The sequence below is a fragment of the Litoribacter ruber genome, from assembly GCF_018449405.1.
Lineage (GTDB): Bacteria > Bacteroidota > Bacteroidia > Cytophagales > Cyclobacteriaceae > Litoribacter > Litoribacter ruber.
This window is the reverse complement of sequence record NZ_JAHCMY010000008.1, coordinates 92,771-118,088: the sequence shown is the minus strand read 5'-3', so window position 1 is coordinate 118,088 and position 25,318 is coordinate 92,771. Positions and strand designations below refer to the sequence as shown.

Here is a 25,318-nt window from a genome sequence, read left to right as displayed (position 1 = left end):
ATTTCGGGTCAGTCACGGAATTAAATGATGAATGGTGAAGTGAAAAAAATGGCAAGTAAACCATAAACCAGGCCGAAGGCCGAATAAACTATAAACAAAAAAGTAAGCGGCATCGCACCGCTACGACCGCCTACCCTTGCTTCCTTCCGGACCTGGGGGATTCAGCGGGAGCTGGTCGTGCCGCTTGAGTACAAAGGTAGATAAAAAGCCTTCTATTCCAAACGCAAGGGCGAAAATAACTTCAGGTAAACAACTAACGTATTATAAATCAAGGCCAAAAAATGGCAATAAAATTGTTATAAATGCATTTATGAAAAAACTACTCATTCTCCTCAGCTTTGTAACCCTTGTAAGCTCCTGTGCTATTTTTGCCCAACGCGATGAATACCGGTTGGGAATGTCGGAAAACCAATTCCTAAGAAGAAACCCACATGCCGTCATCAGCCAACTTGACGGCGAAACGAAAGTGTACAGGGTGCAGCGGGATGAGCGCTTTTATGTGTTGGCCACTTTTGTAAATCAGGAACTGACCAACGTGGAAGAAAGAGAAGTAGCCCCATTATGGCACCGCAACAATGAGCAGCCCGACCAATAATGGTTAAGCCAGGCCTTTCAAATGGAGGTTAAATTCCAGCGGGCTGCAGCTTTCAAACTCGTCCTCGGCAAGATCTTCGAGCACTTCATCGTCAAACTCCATTTCGGTTTTTTCAACTTTGCCGTCAGGGTGGATGATGAGCTCGGTGCCGGTCCAGTCAGCAGGATTGACTTTAACCAAGACCTTGTAATCTTCAAAAGTTCTTTTAAAGTACTGAGAAATAGGTTGTGACATTTTATTTGAAATTTTTATGTAAATTATTTTAGTAAAATTAAAAGGTTTTTTACATTTGCCTTAACTATTGTTCATATGTTTTTAAATCAAACTCAATATTGGTGGTGGCATCATCTGCTTTCTAAAGAAGGAGACCGGCATGCTATACCCAATAGTATTTGAGTGATTAATGATATTTACCATTAAGGGCTTGCTGGCTAACAGTAAGCCCTTTTTTATTTTGTTTTAATCCAATATGAAAAAAATACACATCCATACCCGTTTTAAAAAACTGCTTGCCGACACCCTGACACCGGTGAGCCTCTACCTGCAGGTAAGGGACAGGTATTCCAATCCCATCTTGTTGGAAAGCTCGGATTACCATGGTCAGGAAAATAGTTATTCCTACATCTGCTTTGACCCCTTGGCCTCCTTTTCCTTCTCGGGTGGAAAGGTCACCGAAAGGCTTCCCAAAGATGAAAAGGTGGTGTATGAACTTTCCAAGGGCGAAAAGCTGATGGACAAGCTCAGGGAGTTTTCCGGGAAATTTGAAGCTGAAAAATTGGACTTCAAATTTATCAGCAACGGCCTTTTTGGCTATTCCCAATATGACGCGGTGAGCCAGTTTGAGGACATCCAACTTGAAAACCCACAGCCCTCCAGCATACCTACCTTGCATTATGCGGTGTACCGCTTTGTGATTGTGGTCAACCATTTTAAAAACGAACTTTACATCTTCGAGCATTCCGTTAATGGGCAGGAAAGCCGGATACCGGAGATCGAAAGGCTTCTCGAAAGCCGCAACATTCCCTCTTACAGCTTCAGGCTGGAAGGCGAGGAGAGCAGCAACTATACTGATGCGGAATTTTTGGAGATTCTCAAAAGTGGCCAGGAGCATTGTTTTAGGGGGGATGTGTTTCAGATCGTGCTCTCCAGGATGTTCAAATCAGCCTTTAAGGGTGACGAATTCAACGTGTATAGGGCGCTTCGCTCCATAAATCCCTCTCCATACCTTTTCTATTTCGACTATGGCTCCTACAAGGTTTTTGGCAGTTCTCCCGAAGCCCAGATCGTGGTCAACGGTCGCACGGCCACCATCTACCCAATTGCCGGAACCTTCAAGAGGACAGGGAATGATTTGGCAGATGCGGAATTGGCCCGTAAGCTTTACGATGATCCCAAGGAAAATTCGGAGCACGTGATGTTGGTTGACCTTGCCAGAAATGACCTGAGCAGAAGTTCCGAAGAGGTCAAGGTGGAGGTTTTCAAGGAAATCCAATACTACAGCCATGTGATCCATTTGGTGTCAAAAGTTACCGGAAGGCTGCCCCAAGGTGCCAACCCGCTTCAGTTGGTAGCAGACACCTTTCCCGCCGGCACCTTGTCGGGGGCACCAAAATACAAAGCCATGCAGCTCATTGATGAACTGGAAAACACCAGCCGGAAATTCTACGGGGGTGCCATCGGATATCTGGGATTCAATGGAGATTTCAACCACGCCATCCTGATCCGGTCCTTTGTATCGGAAAACAACCACCTCCGCTATCAGGCTGGGGCGGGCGTGGTTGCCAAATCCTCTATTGAAAGCGAATTGCAGGAAGTGAACAATAAATTGGAAGCCTTGAGAACGGCTCTTAAAATGGCTGAAGAAGTATAAACTATGAAACTACTCGTATTAGATAATTACGATTCCTTCACCTACAACTTGGTCTACATCCTCCGTGAACTGGGTTTGGGACCGAAGATGGATGTGTATAGAAATGACAAAATCAGCCTTGCCGATGTGGAGGCTTATGATAAGATCCTTTTGTCTCCAGGTCCGGGCATTCCTTCTGAAGCCGGCATCATGCCCGAGCTCATTAAACAATATGCTTCAACAAAAGATATTCTAGGGGTGTGCCTCGGCCATCAGGCCATCGGCGAGGCTTTCGGCGCCTCCCTAACCAATCTTTCTGAAGTAGTACATGGGGTGGCTTCTGAAGTTAAAGTTCAGGAAGACAGTTTGTTTATTGGTTTGCCTCAGCGATTCAAGATAGGGAGATATCATAGCTGGGTGATCGATGAATCCACATTGCCCGCTGAACTGGAAGTAATTGCCAAGACCCCGGACGGCCAGGTGATGGCCATCAGGCATAAAGAATATAGGCTGCGCGGCGTCCAGTTTCACCCAGAAAGCATTATGACGGAGTGGGGGAGAGAGGTGATGGAAAATTGGATTCAGAGTACCAAGTACCAAGTACCAGGTACCAAGTAGGACCGGTCAAAAACGCAATTATATACTTAATACATAGTACCCAGTACTTTGTACAATATTTAAAAAAAATGAAACAAATACTGAATCAACTTTTTGAGCACCGGACCCTATCCAAGGAGCAGGCCAGGGATGTATTGAAAAACATTACCAGTGGGGTGTATAATCCCAGCCAGATGGCCGCTTTCATGACCGTTTATCTGATGAGAAGCATCACCGTGGAAGAGCTCATGGGTTTCCGTGAGGCCATGTTGGAGCTATGCAATCCCGTGGACTTGGACGGATATGATGCCATAGACCTTTGCGGCACGGGGGGTGACGGGAAGGATACCTTCAATATTTCCACCCTTTCCTCCTTTATCGTGGCGGCTTGTGGGCAGCCAGTTGCCAAGCATGGCAACACCGGGGTGAGCTCCATTTGCGGTTCGTCCAATCTGCTGGCCTATTTTGGGTATGAATTTACGGCAGATCAGGGGCTTTTGAGAAAAAATCTGGACGAGGCCGGTATCTGTTTTTTACATGCGCCCTTGTTTCATCCAGCCATGAGAAATGTGGGACCAATCCGAAAGGAACTGGGGGTGAAAACATTCTTCAACATGCTGGGCCCCATGGTGAACCCCAGTTTTCCTAAAAAGCAACTGGTAGGCGTATTTAGCCTTGAACTGGCCAGGCTTTATGGCTACCTCTATCAAAACAACCAAGTGCAGTTCAGTGTGCTACATGCCTTGGATGGCTACGATGAAGTTTCCCTCACGGGGGATTTCAAGGTGATTTCCAATCGGGGAGAGGAAGTGCTGACTCCCGAGGATTTGGGCTTTGAAAAGCTGGAAGCTTCCAGCATCAAAGGAGGAGAAACGATTGAGGAGTCTGCCAAGATTTTCGAAAGCATTTTAAAAGGAAAAGGAACAAAGGAACAAAATGCGGTTGTTATAGCCAATTCATCCTTAGCCTTAATGACAGGCAGACCAGAACTTTCCCGTGAGGAAGCAGTAAGCCAAGCATCTGAAGCCCTAAAGAGCGGAAAGGCCCTGACGGCATTCAAAAGTCTCATCAACCCCAAAACAAGTATCTCTTTAGCATAAACCTATTACCTATGAATATTTTAGACAAAATAATATCACACAAAATAAAGGAAGTTGAGGAGCGCAAGAGTCTTGTTCCCGTGAAGTTTTTGGAACAAAGCATCTTTTTCCCCAACCAGGTGGTTTCCATGAAAAAGTACGTGTGCAATCCCGAAAAAACGGGCATAATCGCTGAGTTCAAAAGGAAATCTCCTTCCAAAGGAATAATCAATGATTCTGCTAAGGTGGAGGCCACGAGCATTGGCTATATGCAAGCCGGAGCCTCGGGATTATCCATCCTGACGGATACGGAGTTTTTTGGTGGAAAGAATGATGACCTGACCATGGCCAGGAAATTCAACTTTTGCCCTATTCTGAGAAAAGATTTTGTGATTGATGAATATCAGTTGGTAGAGGCAAAGGCCATTGGGGCTGACTGTGTGTTGCTAATAGCAGCGGCATTGGAGCCAAATAGGTTGAAGAGCTTAGCAGCAACCGCCAAATCATTGGGGCTGGAAGTGCTGATGGAGGTTCACGATGCCGAGGAGCTGGAAAGGTCAATTTGCGATGACCTGGACTTGGTGGGGGTGAATAACAGGAGCTTGAAAACCTTTGAGGTGTCAGTGGAAAACTCTCTTTCCCTAGTGGATGTCATTCCGGATAAATTTGTCAAGATCTCCGAAAGCGGCATTTCTGACCCTGAGGTAATGCTACAGCTGAAAAAGGCAGGGTTTGATGGGTTTCTGATCGGGGAAAACTTCATGAAGGCCTCCAACCCGCAGGAAGCTGCTTACCAGTTTATGAAACAATACAGACGTTTACTTAAAAACCAAACCATAACAAAATGATCATAAAAGTCTGTGGATTAAAAGACACTGAAAATGTAAATAGCCTCCTGCAGAATTGCAGTCCGGATATGTTGGGAATGATTTTTTATTCCAAATCACCAAGGTTTATCGGTGAAAGTGTTCATGAAAGCAATTTTTTCAGTTCCCAAGGGCAGGATAGAGTGGGGGTATTTGTGGACAGTGCCTTTTCTGAGATCCTGAAAACTGTTCAGGAATTTCAATTGGATGTCATTCAGCTCCATGGGAATGAAGATGCCGATTTTGTCAAAAATATCAAAGAGGCATTGGACGTAAAGGTGATCAAGGTTTTCAGAATCGGCAAAGAGCTGCGCATGGAGGATTTGAGGCCGTTTGATGGCTTGGCTGATTACTTCCTTTTTGATACCGAAACGAGCTCTTTTGGAGGTTCGGGAAGAAGGTTTGATTGGCAGCTTTTAGAAGCCTATGACCTTCAGACTCCCTATCTCCTGAGCGGCGGAATAGCCTCCGATGATGTGGGTGAACTGGTTAAACTGCAGAAAAAGCATCCCAAAATGGCAGGGATTGACATCAATTCCAAGTTTGAGCTGGAGCCGGGTATCAAGGATGTGGAGCTGGTAAAGACTTTTGTAGAAAAACTTAGAGCACAAGAAAATGAAAATTGAAATAGATAAGAATGGGTTTTACGGCAAATTTGGTGGGGCTTACATCCCCGAAATGCTGTATCCCAATATAGAAGAGTTGAGGGATAGCTATCTGGGCATCATTGAAGATGAGGATTTTCAGAAGAAGTTTTATGACCTGCTCAAAGATTACGTGGGAAGGCCTACTCCTTTATATTTTGCCGCCAGGCTATCTGAAAAATACAAAGCCAAAATCTACCTCAAGCGCGAGGACCTCTGCCATACAGGTGCCCATAAGGTGAACAACACCATTGGTCAAATCCTCCTGGCCCAAAAGCTGGGCAAGAAAAGGATCATCGCCGAAACCGGTGCCGGGCAGCATGGGGTAGCGACAGCAACTGTTTGCGCCTTGATGGGAATGGAGTGCACGGTTTACATGGGCGAGGTCGATATGGAGAGGCAAAAGCCCAATGTGGAGCGGATGAAGCTGCTCGGTGCCACGGTGGTGCCCGCCACATCCGGCAGCAAGACGCTCAAAGACGCCACCAACGAGGCCATGCGGCAGTGGATCAACAACCCTGTGGACACGCATTATATAATAGGTTCTGTGGTCGGCCCGCACCCTTACCCTGAGATGGTAGCCAAATTCCAGTCGGTGATCAGCGCAGAAATCAAAAAACAGCTGCAGGAAAAAGAAGGACGTGAAAATCCGGATATTGTCATTGCCTGTGTTGGTGGTGGCAGCAATGCAGCGGGTGCATTTTATCATTACTACAACACCCCTGGGGTGAGACTTGTAGCTGCCGAGGCAGCGGGCTTGGGAGTCAGCAGTGGCAAGTCAGCGGCCACTACAGCGCTAGGCAAGCTTGGCATCCTACACGGCAGCAGGACTTTGCTGATGCAGACGGAGGATGGACAGGTGGTGGAGCCCCATTCCATTTCCGCAGGACTTGACTATCCAGGTATAGGGCCAGTTCATGCCCATTTGTTTGATGTGGGTAGGGGAGAATTTGTGGCAGTGGAAGACAAGGATGCCATGAAGGCCGGTGTGGAGTTGAGTAAGCTGGAGGGGATCATCCCCGCGATCGAATCCGCCCACGCCCTCCATGCCTTGAACCAGATCGAATACAAACCCGATGACGTAATTGTGATCAACCTTTCCGGCAGGGGAGATAAGGATTTGGAGACGTATATTAAGTGGGGGGAATATTAAGTACTAAGTACTAAGTACAAAGTATAAAGTAGCTGCTTCGCGGCGAGATGAGGGAGGTGCTTGATTGCTGTGCAATCAAGGCACCTGTAATTGATGTGTGTGTTTGTACCTTGTACCTGGTATCTTGGTACCTAGTACCCAAAATGATGAATTATGAAAACGAAGAACCGCATAGATACACTATTTAGAAACAAGCAAAAGAACGTCCTTTCCATATACTTTACGGCCGGATACCCGAAGCTGGAGGATACGGTGCCGGTGATGGAGGCCATAGAGGCTGGGGGAGCGGATATCATTGAGGTAGGGATGCCTTTTTCGGATCCCGTGGCCGATGGACCGACCATTCAGGAGAGCAATAAAATAGCATTGGATAACGGCATGTCCCTGAAGAAGCTTTTTGCCCAATTGGCCGAGATGAGAAAAACGGTGAGCCTTCCGGTAATCCTGATGGGCTATCTGAATCCCATTATACAGTTTGGGGTAGAAAAGTTCTGCCAAAAATGTCAGGAAGTGGGCGTGGACGGGCTGATTTTGCCCGACTTGCCCATGCAACAGTTTCTGGATGAATTCAAGGAGGTTTTTTCAAGGTATGGCCTGAGAAACACCTTTTTGATCTCACCCCAAACCAGCGATGAGCGGATTAAAGCCATAGATGAGCATTCTGATAGCTTCATCTATATGGTTTCTTCCCACAGCATCACGGGTGCCAAATCCGGCATCACCCAGGAGCAGGAGAGGTATTTTGAAAGGGTAGGGCAATTGGGCATCCAGAACCCAAGGCTTATTGGATTTGGGATAAGCGACCACGAATCCTTTACAAAGGCTTCCAAACATGCCCATGGGGCGATTATCGGAAGTGCTTTTATCAAGGTTTTAAACAATGCCAGCCCAGAGAGTCTAAATAACGACATAGGAATTTTTATCAAAGGAATTAAGAACGGAGAATATGATTATACAAGTAAAGCCTGATATTTCTGACTCTCAGAAAGATCGGATCATTCAGGAGGCAAACCAGAGTGGATATAAGATTACGGAAGTCAAAACCCAGCTTTCCACCTACCTAATCGGTATCGGCAAAGCAAATTTTGACATCAGGAAACTCGGACTGCAGGAAGGGATTCAGGATATCCATATTGTGTCGGATGATTACAAGCTGGTTTCCAAAAAATGGAAAGCCAAGCCTACCTCGATTGACCTCGGGGATGGGGTCAGAATAAAGGATGGCGATATGGCGCTAATGGCCGGACCTTGCTCGATCGAGACCGAAGAACAGATCGTCAAAACCATTGAACACTTAAAAGCTACGGGAATCCAGATCATGCGTGGAGGGGTTTACAAGCCAAGAAGCAGTCCGTATGCCTTTAGGGGGTTAGGTATTGATGGCCTCAAGCTGTGGTATCAACATGCCAAGGCGGCAGGAATCAAGATAGTGACCGAAGTAATGCAGGTATCCCAAATTGAGGAAATGTATGACTATGTGGATATTTATCAGGTAGGGGCAAGAAATACCCAAAATTTTAACTTGTTGGATGAACTTGGACGAGTGGACAAGGCGGTGATGATCAAAAGGGGGATTTCAGGGACAATTGAGGAGCTTTTACAGTCGGCAGAATATGTTTTTTCAGGAGGGAATGAAAAGCTTATCCTGTGTGAGCGTGGCATCCGAACCTATGAGAAAGCCAGCCGGAATACCTTGGATCTGAATGCGGTGCCGATACTCAAGCATAAATCCCATCTTCCAGTGGTGGTGGATCCATCTCACGGGATTGGTATTCGCCAGTTTGTGCCTCAGATGGCTTTGGCCGGGGTGATGTGCGGTGCCGACGGGATCATTTTCGAAACCCACGAGACGCCTGACCTGGCTTACTCGGATGGGCAGCAGACCCTGGATTTTGATCAAAGCACCAAGCTGGTCAAGCAGATCAAGGATGCGTTTGAGTTGAGGAAATCGTTTATATAGAAGTACGAGGTACTAGGTACCAAGTACAAGGTACACGGGCTGAAAAAANCCAAGCTGGTCAAGCAGATCAAGGATGCGTTTGAGTTGAGGAAATCGTTTATATAGAAGTACGAGGTACTAGGTACCAAGTACAAGGTACACGGGCTGAAAAAAGCCACAAAGGCCACCAAGTTTTCACGAAGTTTCACAAAGGCCACTTCGCGGAGAAAAATTTAAAAGTTTGAGAAAAAAGTGTCAAGTAAATTTAGGACGTGACAGGTTCTCGCGCCCGGCAGGAGGTTGCTTACGAAAGTGCAGCGTGGTTGTCAGGGTTGTCCCGCCGTGGTTCGGCTTCGCCTCGCCGGCTCGGTTGTCGGAGTTGTCATTGTTCTATGTACGGGTTATCACGGGCGGGGATGAAGGCCGATCAACGAGAACACTTTCGTACTTGGGCGCGAGAATAGAACAATGACAACCATGACAACCCAGGTCTGCGCAGCAGGCCGGGACAACATCCCGAATGCGCCTCCCCCAGGAGGCGCATTCGGGCGGACAACCACGTCGCTTTTGACCGAAATACGTAATCTCCGATACTCAAAAGTTTGCATTAATTGCAATAACTTCTTACTTTAGGGACATGAATCAGACCTATCACAGCTATAGCCATTATCATACTTCCTTTTGGGGATGAATGTTTGCTATTGCCTGTGAGTGAAAATATCAAGCCTAATCCCTCTTTGTATGGATTGGGCTTTTTTTATTTAAACTTAGCTATTGGATGAACGTTGAATTAATATGAACATAAACCCAATTAAGAAATGACTGCAAAACCGAAAGACTGGGTCTTTACTGACTCAAGGTTAAAAGACATGAGGCAGGATTACGATGCCTACACCGAGGAGGATTTTAAGGTCTGGAAGATTCTTTATGATAGACAGATCGTCAACCTACCCCAGGCTGCTTCCAAAGCATATCTGGAGGGTATCAAGGAAATCAACTTTACGGCTGACAAGATTGCCAACTTTGAGGAGGCCAATCAAAGACTTGCTAAATCCACCGGCTGGGCCATACAGGTGGTGCCGGGGCTGATCGACGACGATCTTTTTTTTGGGCTTTTGAACAACCGACGTTTTCCCTCTTCCACCTGGTTGAGAAAAATGGAGCAACTTGACTATTTGGAAGAGCCAGATATGTTCCATGATGCCTTTGCCCATATGCCGCTGTTGACCAACCAGCCGTATGTGGACTTTTTGGAAAAACTAAGCGGAATAGCGCTAAAGCATATTGACAACCCCTGGGCCATACAACTGCTTTCCAGAATTTACTGGTTTACCATCGAGTTTGGTTTGATCCGTGAAAACGGGGAGTTGAGAATCTATGGTGCGGGTATCCTGAGTTCAGCAGGTGAGACCAAATTCAGCCTTTCCGATGAGCCAGCCCACTACGAATACGATGTGGAGAAAATCATGAGCACCGCTTATTGGAAAGATAAATTCCAGGACAAATACTTTATCATTGAAGGTTACGAGCAACTCTATGAATCCCTGCCGGAAATCGAGCGGGTACTCGAAAAAATGCTCGCCGAAACACCTGAAGAAGAAAGGAAGTTTTAGGCACTTGGCTCAAAAGGAACCTCGAGGTGATGGCAACTTCGAGGTTCTTTTAGTAAGGGAATTAACCGCAAAGACACAGAGAGGCGCAAATAGGGTGATGGGTGAAGTATTTACTAGTATAGGAAGATAAGGGTGCTTTTGAATAAAATTTTAGCCTTGAATCTTAGAAAACAATTAAAGCAAAATCCGCTTAATTAAGCAATAAGGTAAAGTGGGTATAAAAAGGCGGTAAAATCTAGATCAACTTGGTACATGGTACCTGGTACTTTGTACCCAAAAAATAACGTAAATAAATGCAAGTAGCAATAATAAAATACAACGCCGGCAATGTGAGGTCGGTGCTGTATGCGTTGGAAAGGCTGGGGGTGGAGGCTGTTCTGACGGATGATTTTGAAACCATCCAAAAGGCCGACAAGGTAATTTTTCCCGGTCAGGGGGAAGCCAGCTCGGCAATGAAGTATCTCAAGCAAAGGAATCTCGACCGGCTAATCAAAGACCTCAGGCAGCCCTTTTTTGGGGTTTGTCTTGGCCAGCAGTTGCTCTGCGAACATACCGAGGAAAATGATACCGAATGTCTGGGCATCTTTCCCATAAAAGTGAAAAAATTCCCGGCCTTTGACAAGGTCCCACATGTGGGCTGGAATTCTCTGGAAAACATGGATTCACCCCTATTCAAAGATCTGGAAGAGGATCCCTATACTTATTATGTGCATAGTTATTATGCGGAGCTTTCTCCCTATACTATTGCTACTACCCATTATATGCATGATTTTACGGCTTTGATCCATAAGGATAACTTCTATGCCATGCAGGCCCATCCCGAGAAAAGCGGTAAGGTGGGCGAAACGATCTTGAAAAACTTCTTAGCACTCTAATTTATTATAATGGAAATCATTCCCGCAATTGATATCATCGGGGGCAAGTGCGTGCGCCTAACCCAAGGTGATTATAGCCAACAGAAAACCTATCACGATTCCCCCTTGGAAATGGCCAAACGCTTTGAGCAGGCCGGGGTGAAGAGGCTGCATTTGGTAGACCTTGACGGGGCCAAGCAAAAGCAGATTGTCAACAAACAGGTCTTGGAAGATATTGCCCAAAACACTTCCCTGAAAGTTGATTTTGGGGGAGGCGTACAGTCTGATGAGGATATCGCATTGGCTTTCCGTTTAGGGGCGAGCCAGGTGACCGGTGGAAGTGTGGCCATAAGAAAACCTGACCTTTTTGACCGTTGGATCCGTGAATATGGGACTGAAAAAATCATCTTGGGGGCAGATGCCAAGAACCGAAAAATAGCCATCGGCGGCTGGGAAGAAAGTACCGAATTGGATGTAGTGGAATTTATTTCATCATATATGAAAAAAGGACTGCGCTACGTCATTTGTACAGATGTAGCCAAGGACGGTCTTCTTCAGGGCTCCTCCTTGGAACTTTATGAAGAAATTATGGAAGAAGTGCCCGGGGTCAAGCTGATCGCCAGCGGCGGTGTTTCCTCCATGAAAGACCTGGAAGACCTGGAGAAAGTCGGCGTTTATGGGGCTATTGTAGGAAAGGCCTATTATGAAGGAAAGGTGACGTTGGAGGAGCTGGCAGCTTTCGGGAAGTAAGGATGACGGATGGAGTAACGTTTTGAAAAGGGACACAGAGTTTCTCTTCGCGGAAAACGGTCACAATGGACACAAAGAAAAAGAAGAGCACAAAGGCTTTTTTGCGAAATTTGCCCCCTCCGCCCTCTAAAGGGGGGACTAACTAGCGTACTTAAAGTCAGTTAAGCTCCCCCTTTAGGGGGGTGGGGGGCGAAAACGGAAATCTAGTAACCATTTTGAAACAGTGGACTGTGGACTGACCGATGTCAGCTGGTTGTAGTTAGTTCAATTACTTTTGCCGAGTAGATTGGCTAAGATTAACCTCAGCTGATGGTATTACTTGGTACCTGGTACTTAGTACCCATTTTCAGACTGTCTTTTCGAAATGATGAATAATGAATGGTAAATGATGAATAATGAAGTTACATGTTGACTAAGAGAATAATACCGTGCCTGGATATCAAAGAAGGCAGGACGGTAAAGGGGGTGAATTTTGTGGAGTTAAAAGATGCCGGGGATCCGGTGGAGCTTGCAAAAATATATTCTGATGAGGGAGCCGATGAGCTGGTTTTTTTAGACATCACCGCCACCGTGGACAAGCGCAAGACCTTGTTGGAGCTGGTGGAAAAGGTGGCCAAGGCGATTAATATTCCTTTTACTGTTGGTGGGGGAGTGAGTACGGTGGAGGACGTAAAAATGCTGTTGGGAGCTGGTGCCGACAAGATAAGCATCAATTCAGCAGCTGTTAAAAACCCTGCAATTATTGATGAAATGGCGGCAGAGTTCGGTAGCCAATGTATTATCGTGGCGATCGACACCAAGAATATCGATGGGATTGATTTTGTGCATACCCACGGCGGTAGAAAGCCGACGATTTTGAAAACTCAATCCTGGGCCAAGGAGGTTTCCGATAGAGGAGCGGGTGAGATTCTTCTGACCTCCATGGATCATGACGGGACAAAAAACGGCTTTGCAAATGAAATCACCAGTGAACTTTCCTCTATGCTGCCGATTCCAATTATTGCTTCAGGCGGAGCGGGGAAAATGGTGCATTTTTGGGATACCTTCACCGCTGGCAAAGCTGATGCGGCCCTGGCGGCTAGCATATTTCACTTTAAGGAGATAGGGATCCCGGAATTGAAGGAGTATTTGAGTGGTAGAGGGGTGAGTGTGAGGACTACATTTTAACGAAAGCTACTTCATCATTCATCATTCGCTATTCACCATTCATTATTATTTAATGATGCTGTCATATAGGATAGAATAATGAATAAAGAATGATGAATAATGAATAATGAAATAACCGATAAAAATGAAACTAAACATAGATTTCGAAAAAGTAAACGGGCTGGTGCCGGCGATAATCCAGGATGCTTTCAGCAACAAGGTGCTGATGTTGGGATACATGAACCAGGAGGCCATTGACAAGACGGTGGAAACGGGAAAGGTGACTTTCTTTAGCCGGACAAAAGGACGGCTTTGGACCAAAGGGGAGACCTCTGGGAATTTTCTCAACCTTGTAAGTATGGAGGTGGATTGTGATCAGGATGCCCTGCTTATCAAGGTGGATCCCGTGGGACCCGTATGCCATACGGGAGATGATACCTGCTTCAAGGAAGAAAACCGGTCCAAAACGGCTTTTATCGATCACCTAAGAACGGTAATCAAAGACCGCAAGGAAAACCCAAACGACAAAAGCTACACCTCTTCCCTGTTTGAAAAAGGCATCAACAAAGTGGCCCAAAAAGTAGGGGAGGAAGCCGTAGAGATTGTGATTGAGGCCAAGGATGATAATAAGGAGCTGTTCATGGGTGAGGCAGCGGATTTACTTTTTCACTACCTGATTTTGCTGGAAGCTAAAGGCTACAGCCTTGATGAGGTAATGGAGGTGCTGATGGCGAGGCATAAGAGTTGATGTTATGAAAACACCCTGGCAATAGCGCCAGGGTGTTTGGTTTTAGAGCGAGTTTAATAAGCTGGGAATTCTTTTTGAAGGCCGGTGAAGGAGTCTATCATTTCCCATGTTGGCTGGTAGGTGATGATCCTGGCCCCAGGGGAATGCACACTGCCTGTGCGGATGTAGTCTATGGCTGCCTTGTACCTTCTTTCCTGCGGGTTGCCCCAATCCCTTGAGGGATCATCTGCCACTTGGAAGTCTACCGGGAAACCGTCAAAATATTCCGCCCTTCCATTCGCATTTGCCGAAGCAAAGGTGATGGGGACTAATTCCACGTTGTTGTCTTTTAGTGTTTTGTTGTAGCTTGATAGGGGGAAAGATCCCACAGGTTTACCATAGGTATTGGCCCCAATTAGTACTACCTCCATATAGGGCGTCAGACAGTTGATCAGCAACTCACTGGCTGAGGCCGAGCTGCGTGATGTAAGCACAATTAGCCGGTTCAGATTCAGGTTGCCCTTTTTCTCAAATTTTTTACTGCTGTTTTGACTGCTTTTTGAATTGTTCAGGGTGTTGGTGTACATGGTTTGGCCATTGGCATGGGAGGGCACCAGGTAATTAAGAATCTGTTCGGTCACGCCCACGGACCCGCCTCCGTTGTACCGGAGGTCGAGGACAAGTTCATCCACATTTTGGCTGATGAAATAGTTGAGGGTTTGATCCACTTCCACGCTGGAAGCTGGCGTGGTGCCAGCGGTAGCCCTAAAGCTGTTGTAGACCCAGTAGCCTATATTTTTTCCATCCAGTGAAACCACGGATCGGTGAAGGACTGAGTTGCTTTGGTATTCTGCCTTTCCCAGAGTTTTGACAACTTCCGTACCATCAGGAAGCAAAAATTTGAAGGTGTTGGTGATGCCCGTTTCGTTTGGCCCCAACTGGAAATTATAGCTTCCATTGGATTGCTTATAGGAAGAAATTGGTTTCCCGTTGACCTCCAGCACCCGCCAGCCTCTTTGCCAGTTGTCTTTTCCGGCAGGTGCTTCCTTGTAAACAAAAAGTAGGTAAAGATGCTCGTTTTCATCAAAGCCCCAACCAAAGCCATGTCCGGCATTTTGTCCCGTAAAGGCGCGGGTGAAGGCATCGGGTGTGGTCAGATAGGACCAGCGGTCCAAGGGTGCATGGATGATGGAGGATAAAAGGTCCTCATTGGAAGAAAACTGGGTTGGGTTTGTCCCCTGGGGCAATTTGTCGTTCCAAAAGTACCATTCCTGCATACTTCTGAATAAAGCCGTTTTGACCCTGTCCTCCATCATCTGGGGATCATCTACTTCGGGCGTACAGGAAGCTACCAAAAAGATGATTGGTAGGAAGAACTTCCATTTATTTATCCATGTTTTCATACTATTTCAAAAGAAAATAATGGGGTTGATATTCTTAACGAATAAAGTCATTAAATGTATGAAAAAAATATGATTAGTTGCTGTTGTAAAATAAACTTTGGGGTATAGAGATTGAAGACCGAAGACCGAAGACGGGAGGGAGGCAGGAGACGGGAGATAGAAAACGGTGGGGATTAACTAACGATAACATCTATAACCACATTTATTCCTTCACACCACAAACTTCTGGCTGGAAAATCCTGTTTAGCATGTGAAGAATCAAACACTTATGGAAAATCAAGAAGAGAATAAAGTTGAATTAAGGGACAGAAGAACTGAGATCGTGGAGGCCTATGTGCATTATGTGCTTGAGCATGGCCGCGAACCTGTTTCGGTTTTCAAGTTTGTCAAAAGTCTCGGAATGAAAGAGGAAGAGTTTTATGAATACTTTACCTCCTTTGCTTCCATCAAATCAGCCGTTTGGGAAAAGATAATTGATGACACGGTGCGGGGAATGGAGTCTCAGGAGGTGTATCAGGAATATTCCGCCAGAGAGAAAATGCTATCTTTTTACTTTACCCTAGTGGAGGAGCTTAAAAAACACCGAAGTTACCTGCTAAGCATGTATGAGGGGCATTTGAGTTTCAAAAGAAATGTGCCTATGGAGCTGAAGGGCTTTAAGGAGAAGTTCAAGGCGTTTTCCGCAGATGTGATCTTGGAGGGGAAAGAAAATGAGGAGATAGCAGACCGTTCATTTATTTCAGACCGCTATGAAGATGCCTTGTGGCTTGAAACCCTGTTTATCTTGCAATATTGGTTGAAGGATACTTCACCGGGTTTTGAAAAAACCGATGTGGCCATCGAGAAGTCGGTGAGCCTGGCTTTTGACCTGATGGGCAAAAGTGCGCTGGATTCCTTTTTGGATCTGGCCAAGTTTATTTACCAGTCCAAATAAAGATGAGCGATAAAAGCGAGAATTACAGAGAACAAGAACATATTCCCACTTCCAAGGTGCAACGGGCGACCAAGTTTTTCAAAACAGGCGCCAAGGTAGGAGGAAACTATGTGAAGCATTACGCAAAAAAAATGGTCAACCCAAATCTCACCAAGGAAGACCTTCATGCCAGCAATGCCGAGGATATCTACAGTTCCTTGAGCGAACTTAAGGGAAGTGCGCTGAAAGTGGCGCAGATGATGTCTATGGACAAAAACATCCTTCCTAGAGCCTATCAGGATAAATTTATGATGGCCCAGTATAGTGCGCCGCCATTATCCTATCCCTTGGTGGTAAGAACTTTTCAGAAAAGTTTGGGAACCACCCCAGAGGCTCTTTTCGAATCCTTTACCAAATCAGCGGTAAACGCCGCCTCCATGGGGCAGGTGCATCAGGCTGAAAAAGAAGGGAAGAGATATGCGGTCAAAATTCAGTACCCGGGTGTGGCCGAAAGCGTGAGTTCAGACCTGAAAATGGTTAGGCCATTTGCCTACCGGCTGCTGAACATGAATGAAAAGGAGCTCGACCACTATATGGAAGAGGTGGAGGAAAGGCTGCTTGAAGAAACGGATTATGTGCTTGAGGTACAGCGTTCCGAGGAGATCAGTCAGGCCTGCAGCCATATTCCAGATCTATACTTTCCCAATTATTATCCCGAATGGAGCAGCGACCGGATCATCACCATGGATTGGATTGATGGCAAGCACATCAAGGAATGGATGCTCACCAACCCTTCCCAAGAGGAAAGGGACCGGATAGGTCAGGCGCTATGGGATTTCTATAACCATCAGATCCATAATCTCAAAAAAGTGCATGCCGACCCGCATCCAGGTAATTTCATCATTCAAAAGGATGGAAAGTTAGGCATCATTGACTTTGGCTGTGTGAAAGTAATTCCAGAGGATTTCTATCAAGGTTATTTTTCTTTGATCAAAAGCGACCTGTTGATTAAAGAAGAGGAACTGGATAAAATCTTCTTTGATTTGGGCTTTATCAGCGACAAGGATACCGAAGATGAGCAAAAGTATTTCAAAGGGGTATTTAGAGCCATGATTTCCCTGTTGGGACGCCCTTTTCATTCGGAGAGCTTTGATTTTGCTGACGAAAGCTACTTCATGGAGATCTTTGAGATGGGCGACAGAATCGGCAACGACAAGATGTTCAAGAAATCCCGGCAGGCCCGCGGGTCCCGTCACGGGTTGTATATCAACCGGACTTACTTTGGGATTTATAACCTGCTACACCAGCTGGGAGCTAATATCAAAACCACCAAGCCGGAGTGGTTGGTGAAGTAGTTTGAAGACGGGAGACCGAAGACACTGTCTGATTCGGCAAGGCAGGTCAGAAGAAGATAAAAATAGGTCATCATGGACAAAGCCACTTCGACGCAAAACTGATTTGGAAAAGTGTCAAGTAAAATTTGGATGTGATTTGGACGACCGAAGTATATACTCAAACAAGGGGCGGGATTTCCGCCTTTTTTTGTGAAGTGAAATGTTAAAGAACTGTTTTTATATTTCGTAATGATTTAAATTTGTAAAATAAAATATTTGTAAAAAATGCTTTACTTGGAAGTTCCTTGTTCTGAGTATCTTCGGCCATATGTGAAGTATTATTACTTTTTGGAGGGAGATATTGATAGGCCTTTAGAGTATAAATGTTTGCCTGAAGGTTTCCCAACTATGGTTTTTAACTTTGGTATGCCTTTTAATGTCAAATCGATTTATGGCCCAATAATCAAAATTTCGAAGTCCTATGTTTCTGGACAAAACACCTCGATATACCGGATGCGATTTGTGCAAAAAGTTATAGTGACAGGGATTGTATTTGCGGCATCAGGCCTCCATAATTTATTTAGTTTTTACATGAAAGACTTAGTAAATCAAAGAAGGCCGCTAGATTTGATGGTGGGTAAAACAGGAAATATTATTTATGATGACCTAGCCAATTCCCCTTCTATTGAGTCTAAAATAATTAAGATAGAGGACTTTTTGAATTCCTATTATGAAACCGCCAAATCCCGCCTGTCGATTATTGACGAAGCAATCGATTTTATTAACGACAGAAGGGGAGTGGTGACAATACAGGAAATTGTAACCAAGTACAAATTCAGTTCAAGGTATTTAGAAAAAAAGTTTTTGGAGAAAGTGGGAGTTACTCCCAAATTATATTCACGAATCAAGCGGTTCAGTACAGTAACCGACAGAGTTTCAAGAATGCAGAAAGTGGACTGGCAAGAAATAGTTTTAGAAAACGGATTTCATGATCAGTCACATTTTGTGAAGGATTTTAAAAAATTCAATTTTATCAAGCCATCTCAATACCATCATCAGCAACAAGACCAAACATGGTTTTTTGAGTGATTTAACTTGTTGTTCGCATTTTTACAATTTCCTCAAATCATACCTCCTTATCTTTGTTATATGCGGGAAAGCGCAAAGTTTGGATGTTTTCCAAGAGGTAAATAGCTCCATTCTTTAATCTTTTTTCTTTTTTGGTAGTAGATACCCATGGTGCCTTTTTTACCCACTCTCAGGGAAAAGGAAGTTTAGAAACCACCTGTTTAGGACCACTTCTGCCTCAACTGCCATGAAAACGCCAACCTTTACCTTACTAATATTTCTATTTTTTGGATTGCTAATTTCAGAAATTTATAATCCGCTATTTGCCCAATCACAAGTTTCCGGGAAAATTTTGAATGCTTCCGGAGAACCAATTTCTTTTGCCAACATTCTGCTTCTTTCCGCTCAAGATTCGAGTTTGGTAAGGGGTGGTGTTTCTGAAGAAAATGGTGACTTCCAATTTGCAGAAGTGGTCCATGATACTTATCTGTTATCAGTTTCCATGGTGGGGTTTGCAAACCATACGCAATTATTGGAAATAGCAGCAAACCAAGCGGTTCGTATTCCCCAGATTGTTTTGGAAGAGTCAGACGAAGAGTTAGAAGAGGTGACCGTCACTGCTTCAAAACCCCTTTATGAGAGAAAAATTGACCGGATGGTGATTAATGTGCAGACCAGTATCACCTCAGCTGGAAATACGGTATTGGAGGTTCTGCAAAAATCCCCCGGGGTGACCGTAAATAGGCAATCTAATTCTTTTACGTTAAATGGAAAAAGTGGGGTAATGATCATGATCAATGACAAGCTTACCAGGCTACCCATGGAGGCTGTTTTCCAGCTGCTGGAGGGAATGAGTGCCGCCAATGTGGAAAAGATTGAGCTGATCACCAACCCTCCTTCAAAATATGAGTCCGAGGGGACAGGAGGAATAATTCATATTGTCACCGTTGATCATGAAGACATTGGCACAAATGGGAATTGGGGATTGACTGCTGGGAGAAATGCAAGGGAAACCCTTGGAGCAAATTTCAATATCAATCATCGTAAAAATAAGGTATCTTACTTTCTCGATTATTCTATACATTATGATAAAAATATAGAGATATGGACTAACCAAATCCGTGTGATCCAGCCAGATTTTGTTTCGGAGTTGAATTCGCATACAGACCGGTATAGTATTACCACTACACAAAACTTTAGAACCGGTGGAGAATATCAAATAAGCAAAAAATCCGCGGTGGGAGCAATGTTTACTTTTGCGCTAAGAAATTGGGGCTTGGATGCCAATACAGTCTCAAGCAATATAGTCTCCCAAGACTCAACTGCCCTTGTCACTACAATTATTCGAGAAACCAATAATTGGAGGCATCTTACAGGTAATGTCCATTTTAGGTATGAGGTTAATGAAAAGTCAAAACTTAGACTTGACCTTGACTATTTAAAAATCCACAATCATAACCCCTCCAGCTATTTGAATGAGTTTTATTTTCCAGAGACTGGACAAAATAGGAATGAACGGATAGATATCCGCAAGGAGACCCCCTTGGATATTATAGTGGCTTCAATGGACTACACTCTTAAACCCAAAGATTCTTTTTCCTTGGAATCAGGAGTAAAAGCTTCTCAATCTAATTTCATCAATGATGTAGGGGTTGCTTTTATAGAAAATGGGGCAGTAAGAATGGATCCGACCTTAACAGATGTTGCTGATTTGGATGAAACCATTTATGCAGCATACCTTTCTGCTGATTGGAACATCAATGAAACCAACCAAATAAAAGCTGGAATCAGGTACGAACATACCAAGACGTACATTAGCACCTTGGGAGAAGTTGGGGTCGTAGATAGGGATTTCGGGAATTTTTTCCCGACATTTTATTACAACAGGAAATTTAATGATCATTTTAATATAAACCTAAGCTACGCCAGAAGGATTACGCGGCCGACTTTCTGGGATTTGGCTCCCTTTGTTTACATCTTGGATCCGATCACCTACTTTTCGGGAAATCCTGCACTTAGACCAGCCATACTGGATGGGTATAGGTTGGACCTGAGTATTAAAAGAGCTGTATTGGCTTTTAATTATAGCAATTCGAAAAATGAAATAGCAAACTGGCAACCTGAAGTGGATCCTATTAGCGGAAGGCAAATGATCCGTTCGCAGAATTTAAATTTTGAAAAAGTGTATAGTGTAGCATTAACCTTGCCCTGGATTTTTACCGATTGGTGGGATATTCAAATCAATAATGAAGGTTATTATAGAGAGCTCCAAACTTCCCATTTGGAAATTAACAATATTCGAAATATTTATAATTATAATGTGAACTTCATAAATACTATCAAGTTCCCGAAGGATTATACTTTAGAGCTGTTGGGCTATTATGAGTCAAATACATTATATGGGATTCTAGAGTCCAGACCCTTTGGAGGAATAAGTGCTGGATTACAGAAAAAAATGCCCAATAACGGCGGTACGCTGAGATTATCAGTGGATGATGTATTCTATACGTTCGTTTGGAGAATGGATTCACATATTCCAGAATCAAACCTTTATAGTAGTTTTAAATTTGATTATCATGCGCAGGCTATCAGGTTAAATTATACCAAGAGTTTTGGAAACAAGAAGCTTAAAGAAGTAAACATTAAATCCGGATCAGAGGATGAGCGTAGAAGACTTTAAATGAAAAAAAGTACCCTTCAGGATTATGGTGAAGGGTACTTTTTCCATTACTGCACCAAACCTTCCTCTCTAAGTTGAGCCTTTATAGCATCCACATATTCACGGGCGAAGCGGGCATCGGTGGAGGGGTTCAAGGTTTTGGATTGTGCGCTCCATACCAGTTCTAGGGAAGCCGCGTCGTAGAGATTGGTTTCAATAAAATAATTCCTGTCAGTCTGATAATATCCCTGATTCCAGGCAGTGCCATACCAGTGATCAAAATAGCCGGGAAAGGAACCGTAATGCCTGAATGTCCCTCCGGGATGATACATGCGGCCGCCCGCACCGCCTGGCACGAACCTTTCTTCCTCATCCACATCTATCAAAGTGATGGTCAGAATACTTTCACACTCCGTTTCCCTGATGATTTCGACGAGTTGCTCTCTTTCTGGCTGACCCTCGTCAAAAAATGTTGGCTTGAAGGTGTCAATGCTTTTGGTGGTATTCACATTTCGTCCTGCAAGTCGATTGGCAAATTCTCCTTCCAGATTCTGTCTTAAGGAAAGGTCGTCCACGATTGCGGCCAAAAATATACTGTTGTATTGCTGGGTAGGTCGGTCGGTATCTCTCCACGAAGCGGTAACTTCTGTGGCCGTTCTACAAGACCCCAAGGTCAATAGGAGAAATAGGGTGACAATTAAATGACTTTTTTGCATAAATGTGTGGTTTAGTGGTAGGCATAAAATAACAAAGCCTGTTCCATTACAGAACAGGCTTTTAGTTAGCGTTGTTTAAATCTAATTCTGATAACTGATTCGATAGATGCAATTGGCCATGTCATCAGAAACCAGCAGACTGCCATCCTCTAGCTGAAGCACATCTACAGGACGGCCCCATACTTCCTGGGTAGCATCATCCAGCCAACCCTCTGCAAAAACCTCATGGCTATCTATTTGATCTGTTCCATTAAGGGATACAGTAGTTACGTTGTAACCAACCTTTTTACTTCGGTTCCAGGAACCGTGCTTGGCCAGGAAAATGGTGTTGTTGAATTCGCTCGGGAACATATCTCCTGTATAGAATCGCATTCCCAATGGAGCCACATGGGCACCCAAGTTTACCTTGGGCTTGGTATAATCTTCTTTGCCCTTTCCCTCACTGCCAAATTCAGGGTCTTTCACATCCCCGGCATGCCAGAAAGGATAACCGAAATGCATGCCTTTCTGAGGAGCGTGGTTTAACTCGCAATCCGGAATATCATCCCCCATCATGTCACGGCCATTGTCAGTAAACCACAATTCCTCGCTTTCAGGGTGCCAGTCAAACCCAACGGTATTTCTTACCCCATGGGCAAAAACCTCCGGTTCTATATTTTCCGCATCTACATCAATCCGGGTTATAGAGGCATAGATCTCTTTCTCAGGATTACAAATGTTACAAGGAGCGCCTACTGGAATGTAGAGTTTGTCATCAGGGCCAAAGGCTATAAACTTCCAGCCATGGTGCTTATCTGTAGGATATTGATCAAAAAGCACTTCAAACGAGGGGTTTGCGAGTGTATTTTCAATATCCCTAAAGCGTAATACCCTGCTTACTTCAGCGACATAAAGATCCCCGTTTTTGAATGCCACGCCGTTGGGCATGTTGAGGTCTTCAGCCAAGGTATAGCGGTAGTCTGCCTTTCCATCACCATCCTCATCCAAAAGCGCAAATACTTTGTCTCCCTGTCGGTTACCTACGAAGATGACGCCATTGTCACTCTTGGCCAAAGAACGGGCATTGGGTACGTCTGCAGCCCATACTTCAATTTTGAAATTTTCAGGAAGCTTTATCTTGTCAAGATAAACTTCAGCTTCTGCATCAGTAATAGTCACCCGATTATCTCCTTCATCTGCAGTCACTCGGGTAGACTTTTGAGGGCTATCACAACTTACAGCCACACCGGCTATCAACAGCGATGCGAGCCATAGTTTTGGTTTGATCATGGTTTTTTCTTTTCTGATTGAAGGTTCAATATAAGAAAAAAGCGAAAAACTTGGCGGCTTTCCTTTATAAGCGGAAGAATCCTTATTTTTACATTATGATTTCAATTAACAATTTATCTTATTTCATCGGCGGTCGTGCCCTTTATGAAAATGCCTCTCTCCATATCAAGCCTAAGGACAAGATAGGCCTGGTAGGTCTCAACGGAACGGGCAAGTCTACTTTGCTCAAAATCATTTCCGGAGATTACCAGCCTTCCAGTGGTGAAATTCAAAAGTCGAAGGACTGTACCATAGGCTTCCTAAATCAGGATTTGCTCAGCTATCAGTCCGAAGACAGTATTTTGGAGGTTGCTTTGGAAGCTTTTAAGGAAACTTTGGCTTTGCAGGCTGAGATTGATGGGGTGCTGAAACAGATGGAAACGGATTATTCTGAGGAAATCATCAATAAACTTGCCCATCTGCAGGATAGGTTTGAAGCCAATGAAGGCTATACCATCAAGGCAAAAGCGGAAGAGGTGCTCGAGGGGATTGGGTTTTCTACAAAAGACCTAAGCAGGCCATTGAAGACATTTTCAGGGGGCTGGAGAATGAGGGTAATGCTGGCAAAACTGCTTTTGGAAAAACCTTCTTTGCTGATGCTCGATGAGCCTACCAACCACTTGGACTTACCTTCCATCCAATGGGTGGAAAATTACCTCAAGACTTATGAAGGTGCCGTGATTGTAGTCAGCCACGACCAAGATTTTTTGGATAATTGTATTGAAACTACTGTGGAGGTGTCGCAGCACACATTGACAGCCTATGCAGGGAATTATTCGTTCTACAAATCTGAGAAAAAGGAAAGGCAGGAAATCCAGCAGAACGCATACGAAAATCAGCAGCAGATGATCAAGCAGGCGGAGCGCTTTATCGAGCGCTTCCGTGCAAAAGCCTCCAAATCCAACCAGGTGCAGTCCAGGGTAAAAGCCTTGGAAAGAATGGATAAGGTTCATGAGGTGATAGATGATAATCTGGCGGTCAATTTTAAATTTAAGTTTTCCCAACAGTCGGGTAGGGATGTTGTGGTTCTTGAGGAAGTGTCAAAGGCCTATGGTGACATTCAGATTTTGAAAAACACTACAGCTAGAATCGAGAGAGGGGATAAAATTGCCCTGATAGGAGCCAATGGAAAAGGTAAATCTACTTTGCTAAGAATCATCGATGGCACAGAACCCATCCAAGGGGAAAGAAAAGAAGGATTCAATGTGATCAAGTCCTTTTTTGCGCAGCACCAATTGGAAGCCCTGAATGTGAATAATGAGATTTTGCAGGAAATGCTTCAGGCCGGCAGCAAGAAAACGGAAATGGAGTTGAGGAATGTGCTTGGCTGTTTTCTTTTTACCAATGATGATGTTTTTAAGAAAATCAAGGTGTTGTCGGGTGGGGAAAAAAGCCGGGTGGCCTTGGCCAAAACCCTGATCTCAGAAGCCAACTTTTTGCTTTTGGATGAGCCGACCAACCATTTGGACATGCAATCCGTAAATATCTTAATACAAGCCCTGCAGCAGTATGAGGGTACCTTTATCACAGTTTCTCACGACAGGCATTTTATCAGAGGGGTGGCTAACAAGATCTGGTATATCGAAAATCATCAAATCAAAGAGTATCTAGGTACTTATGAGGAATATGTGCAGTGGAAATCAACCCAGGTAGAAAAGCAGACTGTTCAAACTGTCCCTGCTGCGCAAAAGGAAAAACCTGCCCCAAAGAAAAAATCAGCGTCCACCTTTGAGCAAAACGAAATCAAGAAAATCGTCCGTCAACTGGAGAAAGAGCTTGAACATGTGGAGGCCCAGATCGCTGAAATAGAAATCCAAAAGGCCAGTTTGGAGGATGTTTTGGCAGATCAAAGCCTATACGAACGCCCTGAGGAGATGGAAAAGGTGAATAAAGAATATCACGCCGTGGTGGAAAAGGAAACCATATTAAACACCGAGTGGGAAAATCTCGCCGAGAAAATTGAGCAGCTTCAGGATCAGGTATAACCGCGATGCCGACAAAAATAGACGCAGAGTTTCACAGAGTTCAAATGGAGTTTCGCAGAACTTGTCCCGAGTAGCTTTTGCGTATCGGGAGGCCTCTTCGCAGCGAAAATTTTTGGAAAT

Annotated in this window: 23 protein-coding genes and 1 other RNA gene; 19 read left to right on the top strand and 5 right to left on the bottom strand. The window is 44.6% G+C overall.

Annotated features, from left to right (window positions below; genetic code table 11):
- Positions 1-98: 98 nt before the first annotated feature.
- An RNA gene (gene ffs, locus KI659_RS14040) (signal recognition particle sRNA small type) lies at positions 99-189 on the bottom strand.
- Positions 190-310: 121 nt separating this feature from the next.
- Between ffs and KI659_RS14035 the strand changes: the two genes are divergently transcribed.
- Positions 311-595, top strand: coding sequence for a hypothetical protein (locus tag KI659_RS14035; protein WP_213945996.1), 285 nt, complete (start codon positions 311-313; stop codon positions 593-595).
- 3 nt (positions 596-598) lie between these two features.
- On the opposite strand, the gene KI659_RS14030 is transcribed toward KI659_RS14035, so the two are convergent.
- Positions 599-829, bottom strand: a complete 231-nt coding sequence (locus tag KI659_RS14030; protein ID WP_213945995.1) for a hypothetical protein — start codon at positions 827-829, stop codon at positions 599-601.
- A gap of 235 nt (positions 830-1,064) precedes the next feature.
- On the opposite strand from KI659_RS14030, the gene KI659_RS14025 reads away from it, so the two are divergent.
- The 13 genes from KI659_RS14025 (at position 1,065) to hisIE (ending at position 13,833) form a co-directional block, all read left to right on the top strand.
- Entirely contained in the window at positions 1,065-2,465 is a 1,401-nt protein-coding gene (locus tag KI659_RS14025) for an anthranilate synthase component I family protein (protein WP_213945994.1), read from the top strand.
- Positions 2,466-2,468: 3 nt separating this feature from the next.
- Entirely contained in the window at positions 2,469-3,062 is a 594-nt protein-coding gene (locus KI659_RS14020; protein ID WP_213945993.1) for an anthranilate synthase component II, read from the top strand.
- A 68-nt stretch (positions 3,063-3,130) separates the two neighbouring features.
- Complete coding sequence (gene trpD, locus KI659_RS14015) at positions 3,131-4,141, top strand: anthranilate phosphoribosyltransferase (RefSeq protein WP_213945992.1); 1,011 nt, start codon at positions 3,131-3,133, stop codon at positions 4,139-4,141.
- An 11-nt stretch (positions 4,142-4,152) separates the two neighbouring features.
- Entirely contained in the window at positions 4,153-4,968 is an 816-nt protein-coding gene (gene trpC, locus KI659_RS14010) for an indole-3-glycerol phosphate synthase TrpC (protein WP_213945991.1), read from the top strand.
- A complete protein-coding gene (locus KI659_RS14005; protein ID WP_213945990.1) occupies positions 4,965-5,612 on the top strand; it encodes a phosphoribosylanthranilate isomerase in 648 nt (215 codons plus the stop codon). Before trpC ends, KI659_RS14005 begins: the two co-directional genes overlap by 4 nt.
- Complete coding sequence (gene trpB / locus KI659_RS14000; RefSeq protein ID WP_213945989.1) at positions 5,602-6,783, top strand: tryptophan synthase subunit beta; 1,182 nt, start codon at positions 5,602-5,604, stop codon at positions 6,781-6,783. Before KI659_RS14005 ends, trpB begins: the two co-directional genes overlap by 11 nt.
- Before the next feature lie 153 nt (positions 6,784-6,936).
- Positions 6,937-7,752, top strand: a complete 816-nt coding sequence (gene trpA, locus KI659_RS13995; RefSeq protein WP_213945988.1) for a tryptophan synthase subunit alpha — start codon at positions 6,937-6,939, stop codon at positions 7,750-7,752.
- The gene (aroF, locus tag KI659_RS13990) at positions 7,730-8,743 is read left to right on the top strand and encodes a 3-deoxy-7-phosphoheptulonate synthase (protein ID WP_213945987.1); all 1,014 of its coding nucleotides are present in this window, start codon (positions 7,730-7,732) and stop codon (positions 8,741-8,743) included. Before trpA ends, aroF begins: the two co-directional genes overlap by 23 nt.
- A gap of 797 nt (positions 8,744-9,540) precedes the next feature.
- Entirely contained in the window at positions 9,541-10,335 is a 795-nt protein-coding gene (locus KI659_RS13985; RefSeq protein WP_213945986.1) for a phenylalanine 4-monooxygenase, read from the top strand.
- Positions 10,336-10,628: 293 nt separating this feature from the next.
- Positions 10,629-11,210: an imidazole glycerol phosphate synthase subunit HisH gene (hisH, locus tag KI659_RS13980; RefSeq protein WP_213945985.1), complete on the top strand. Its 582-nt coding sequence runs from the start codon at positions 10,629-10,631 to the stop codon at positions 11,208-11,210.
- A 9-nt stretch (positions 11,211-11,219) separates the two neighbouring features.
- Positions 11,220-11,939, top strand: a complete 720-nt coding sequence (hisA, locus tag KI659_RS13975; protein ID WP_213945984.1) for a 1-(5-phosphoribosyl)-5-[(5-phosphoribosylamino)methylideneamino]imidazole-4-carboxamide isomerase — start codon at positions 11,220-11,222, stop codon at positions 11,937-11,939.
- Between the two features lie 405 nt (positions 11,940-12,344).
- Positions 12,345-13,106, top strand: coding sequence for an imidazole glycerol phosphate synthase subunit HisF (hisF, locus tag KI659_RS13970; RefSeq protein ID WP_213945983.1), 762 nt, complete (start codon positions 12,345-12,347; stop codon positions 13,104-13,106).
- A 124-nt stretch (positions 13,107-13,230) separates the two neighbouring features.
- Entirely contained in the window at positions 13,231-13,833 is a 603-nt protein-coding gene (hisIE, locus tag KI659_RS13965) for a bifunctional phosphoribosyl-AMP cyclohydrolase/phosphoribosyl-ATP diphosphatase HisIE (protein WP_213945982.1), read from the top strand.
- Positions 13,834-13,886: 53 nt separating this feature from the next.
- Here the strand turns inward: hisIE and KI659_RS13960 are convergent, their stop codons facing one another.
- Entirely contained in the window at positions 13,887-15,215 is a 1,329-nt protein-coding gene (locus KI659_RS13960) for a S41 family peptidase (protein WP_213945981.1), read from the bottom strand.
- 268 nt (positions 15,216-15,483) lie between these two features.
- Between KI659_RS13960 and KI659_RS13955 the strand changes: the two genes are divergently transcribed.
- From KI659_RS13955 to KI659_RS13940, 4 genes are all read left to right on the top strand, one after another.
- Complete coding sequence (locus tag KI659_RS13955; RefSeq protein ID WP_213945980.1) at positions 15,484-16,149, top strand: TetR/AcrR family transcriptional regulator; 666 nt, start codon at positions 15,484-15,486, stop codon at positions 16,147-16,149.
- Positions 16,150-16,151: 2 nt separating this feature from the next.
- Positions 16,152-17,483 carry an ABC1 kinase family protein gene (locus tag KI659_RS13950; RefSeq protein WP_213945979.1) on the top strand — a complete coding sequence of 444 codons (1,332 nt, stop codon included), beginning with the start codon at positions 16,152-16,154 and terminating at the stop codon, positions 17,481-17,483.
- A gap of 264 nt (positions 17,484-17,747) precedes the next feature.
- Entirely contained in the window at positions 17,748-18,551 is an 804-nt protein-coding gene (locus KI659_RS18730; protein WP_317195977.1) for a helix-turn-helix domain-containing protein, read from the top strand.
- Between the two features lie 226 nt (positions 18,552-18,777).
- Positions 18,778-21,210, top strand: a complete 2,433-nt coding sequence (locus tag KI659_RS13940) for an outer membrane beta-barrel family protein (protein WP_213945977.1) — start codon at positions 18,778-18,780, stop codon at positions 21,208-21,210.
- Positions 21,211-21,257: 47 nt separating this feature from the next.
- On the opposite strand, the gene KI659_RS13935 is transcribed toward KI659_RS13940, so the two are convergent.
- Positions 21,258-21,905 carry a hypothetical protein gene (locus KI659_RS13935; protein WP_213945976.1) on the bottom strand — a complete coding sequence of 216 codons (648 nt, stop codon included), beginning with the start codon at positions 21,903-21,905 and terminating at the stop codon, positions 21,258-21,260.
- A gap of 81 nt (positions 21,906-21,986) precedes the next feature.
- Positions 21,987-23,174: a PQQ-dependent sugar dehydrogenase gene (locus KI659_RS13930; protein ID WP_213945975.1), complete on the bottom strand. Its 1,188-nt coding sequence runs from the start codon at positions 23,172-23,174 to the stop codon at positions 21,987-21,989.
- Positions 23,175-23,269: 95 nt separating this feature from the next.
- Between KI659_RS13930 and KI659_RS13925 the strand changes: the two genes are divergently transcribed.
- On the top strand, positions 23,270-25,198 hold the full coding sequence (locus KI659_RS13925; protein ID WP_213945974.1) for an ABC-F family ATP-binding cassette domain-containing protein: 1,929 nt from the start codon (positions 23,270-23,272) through the stop codon (positions 25,196-25,198).
- Positions 25,199-25,318: the final 120 nt, after the last annotated feature.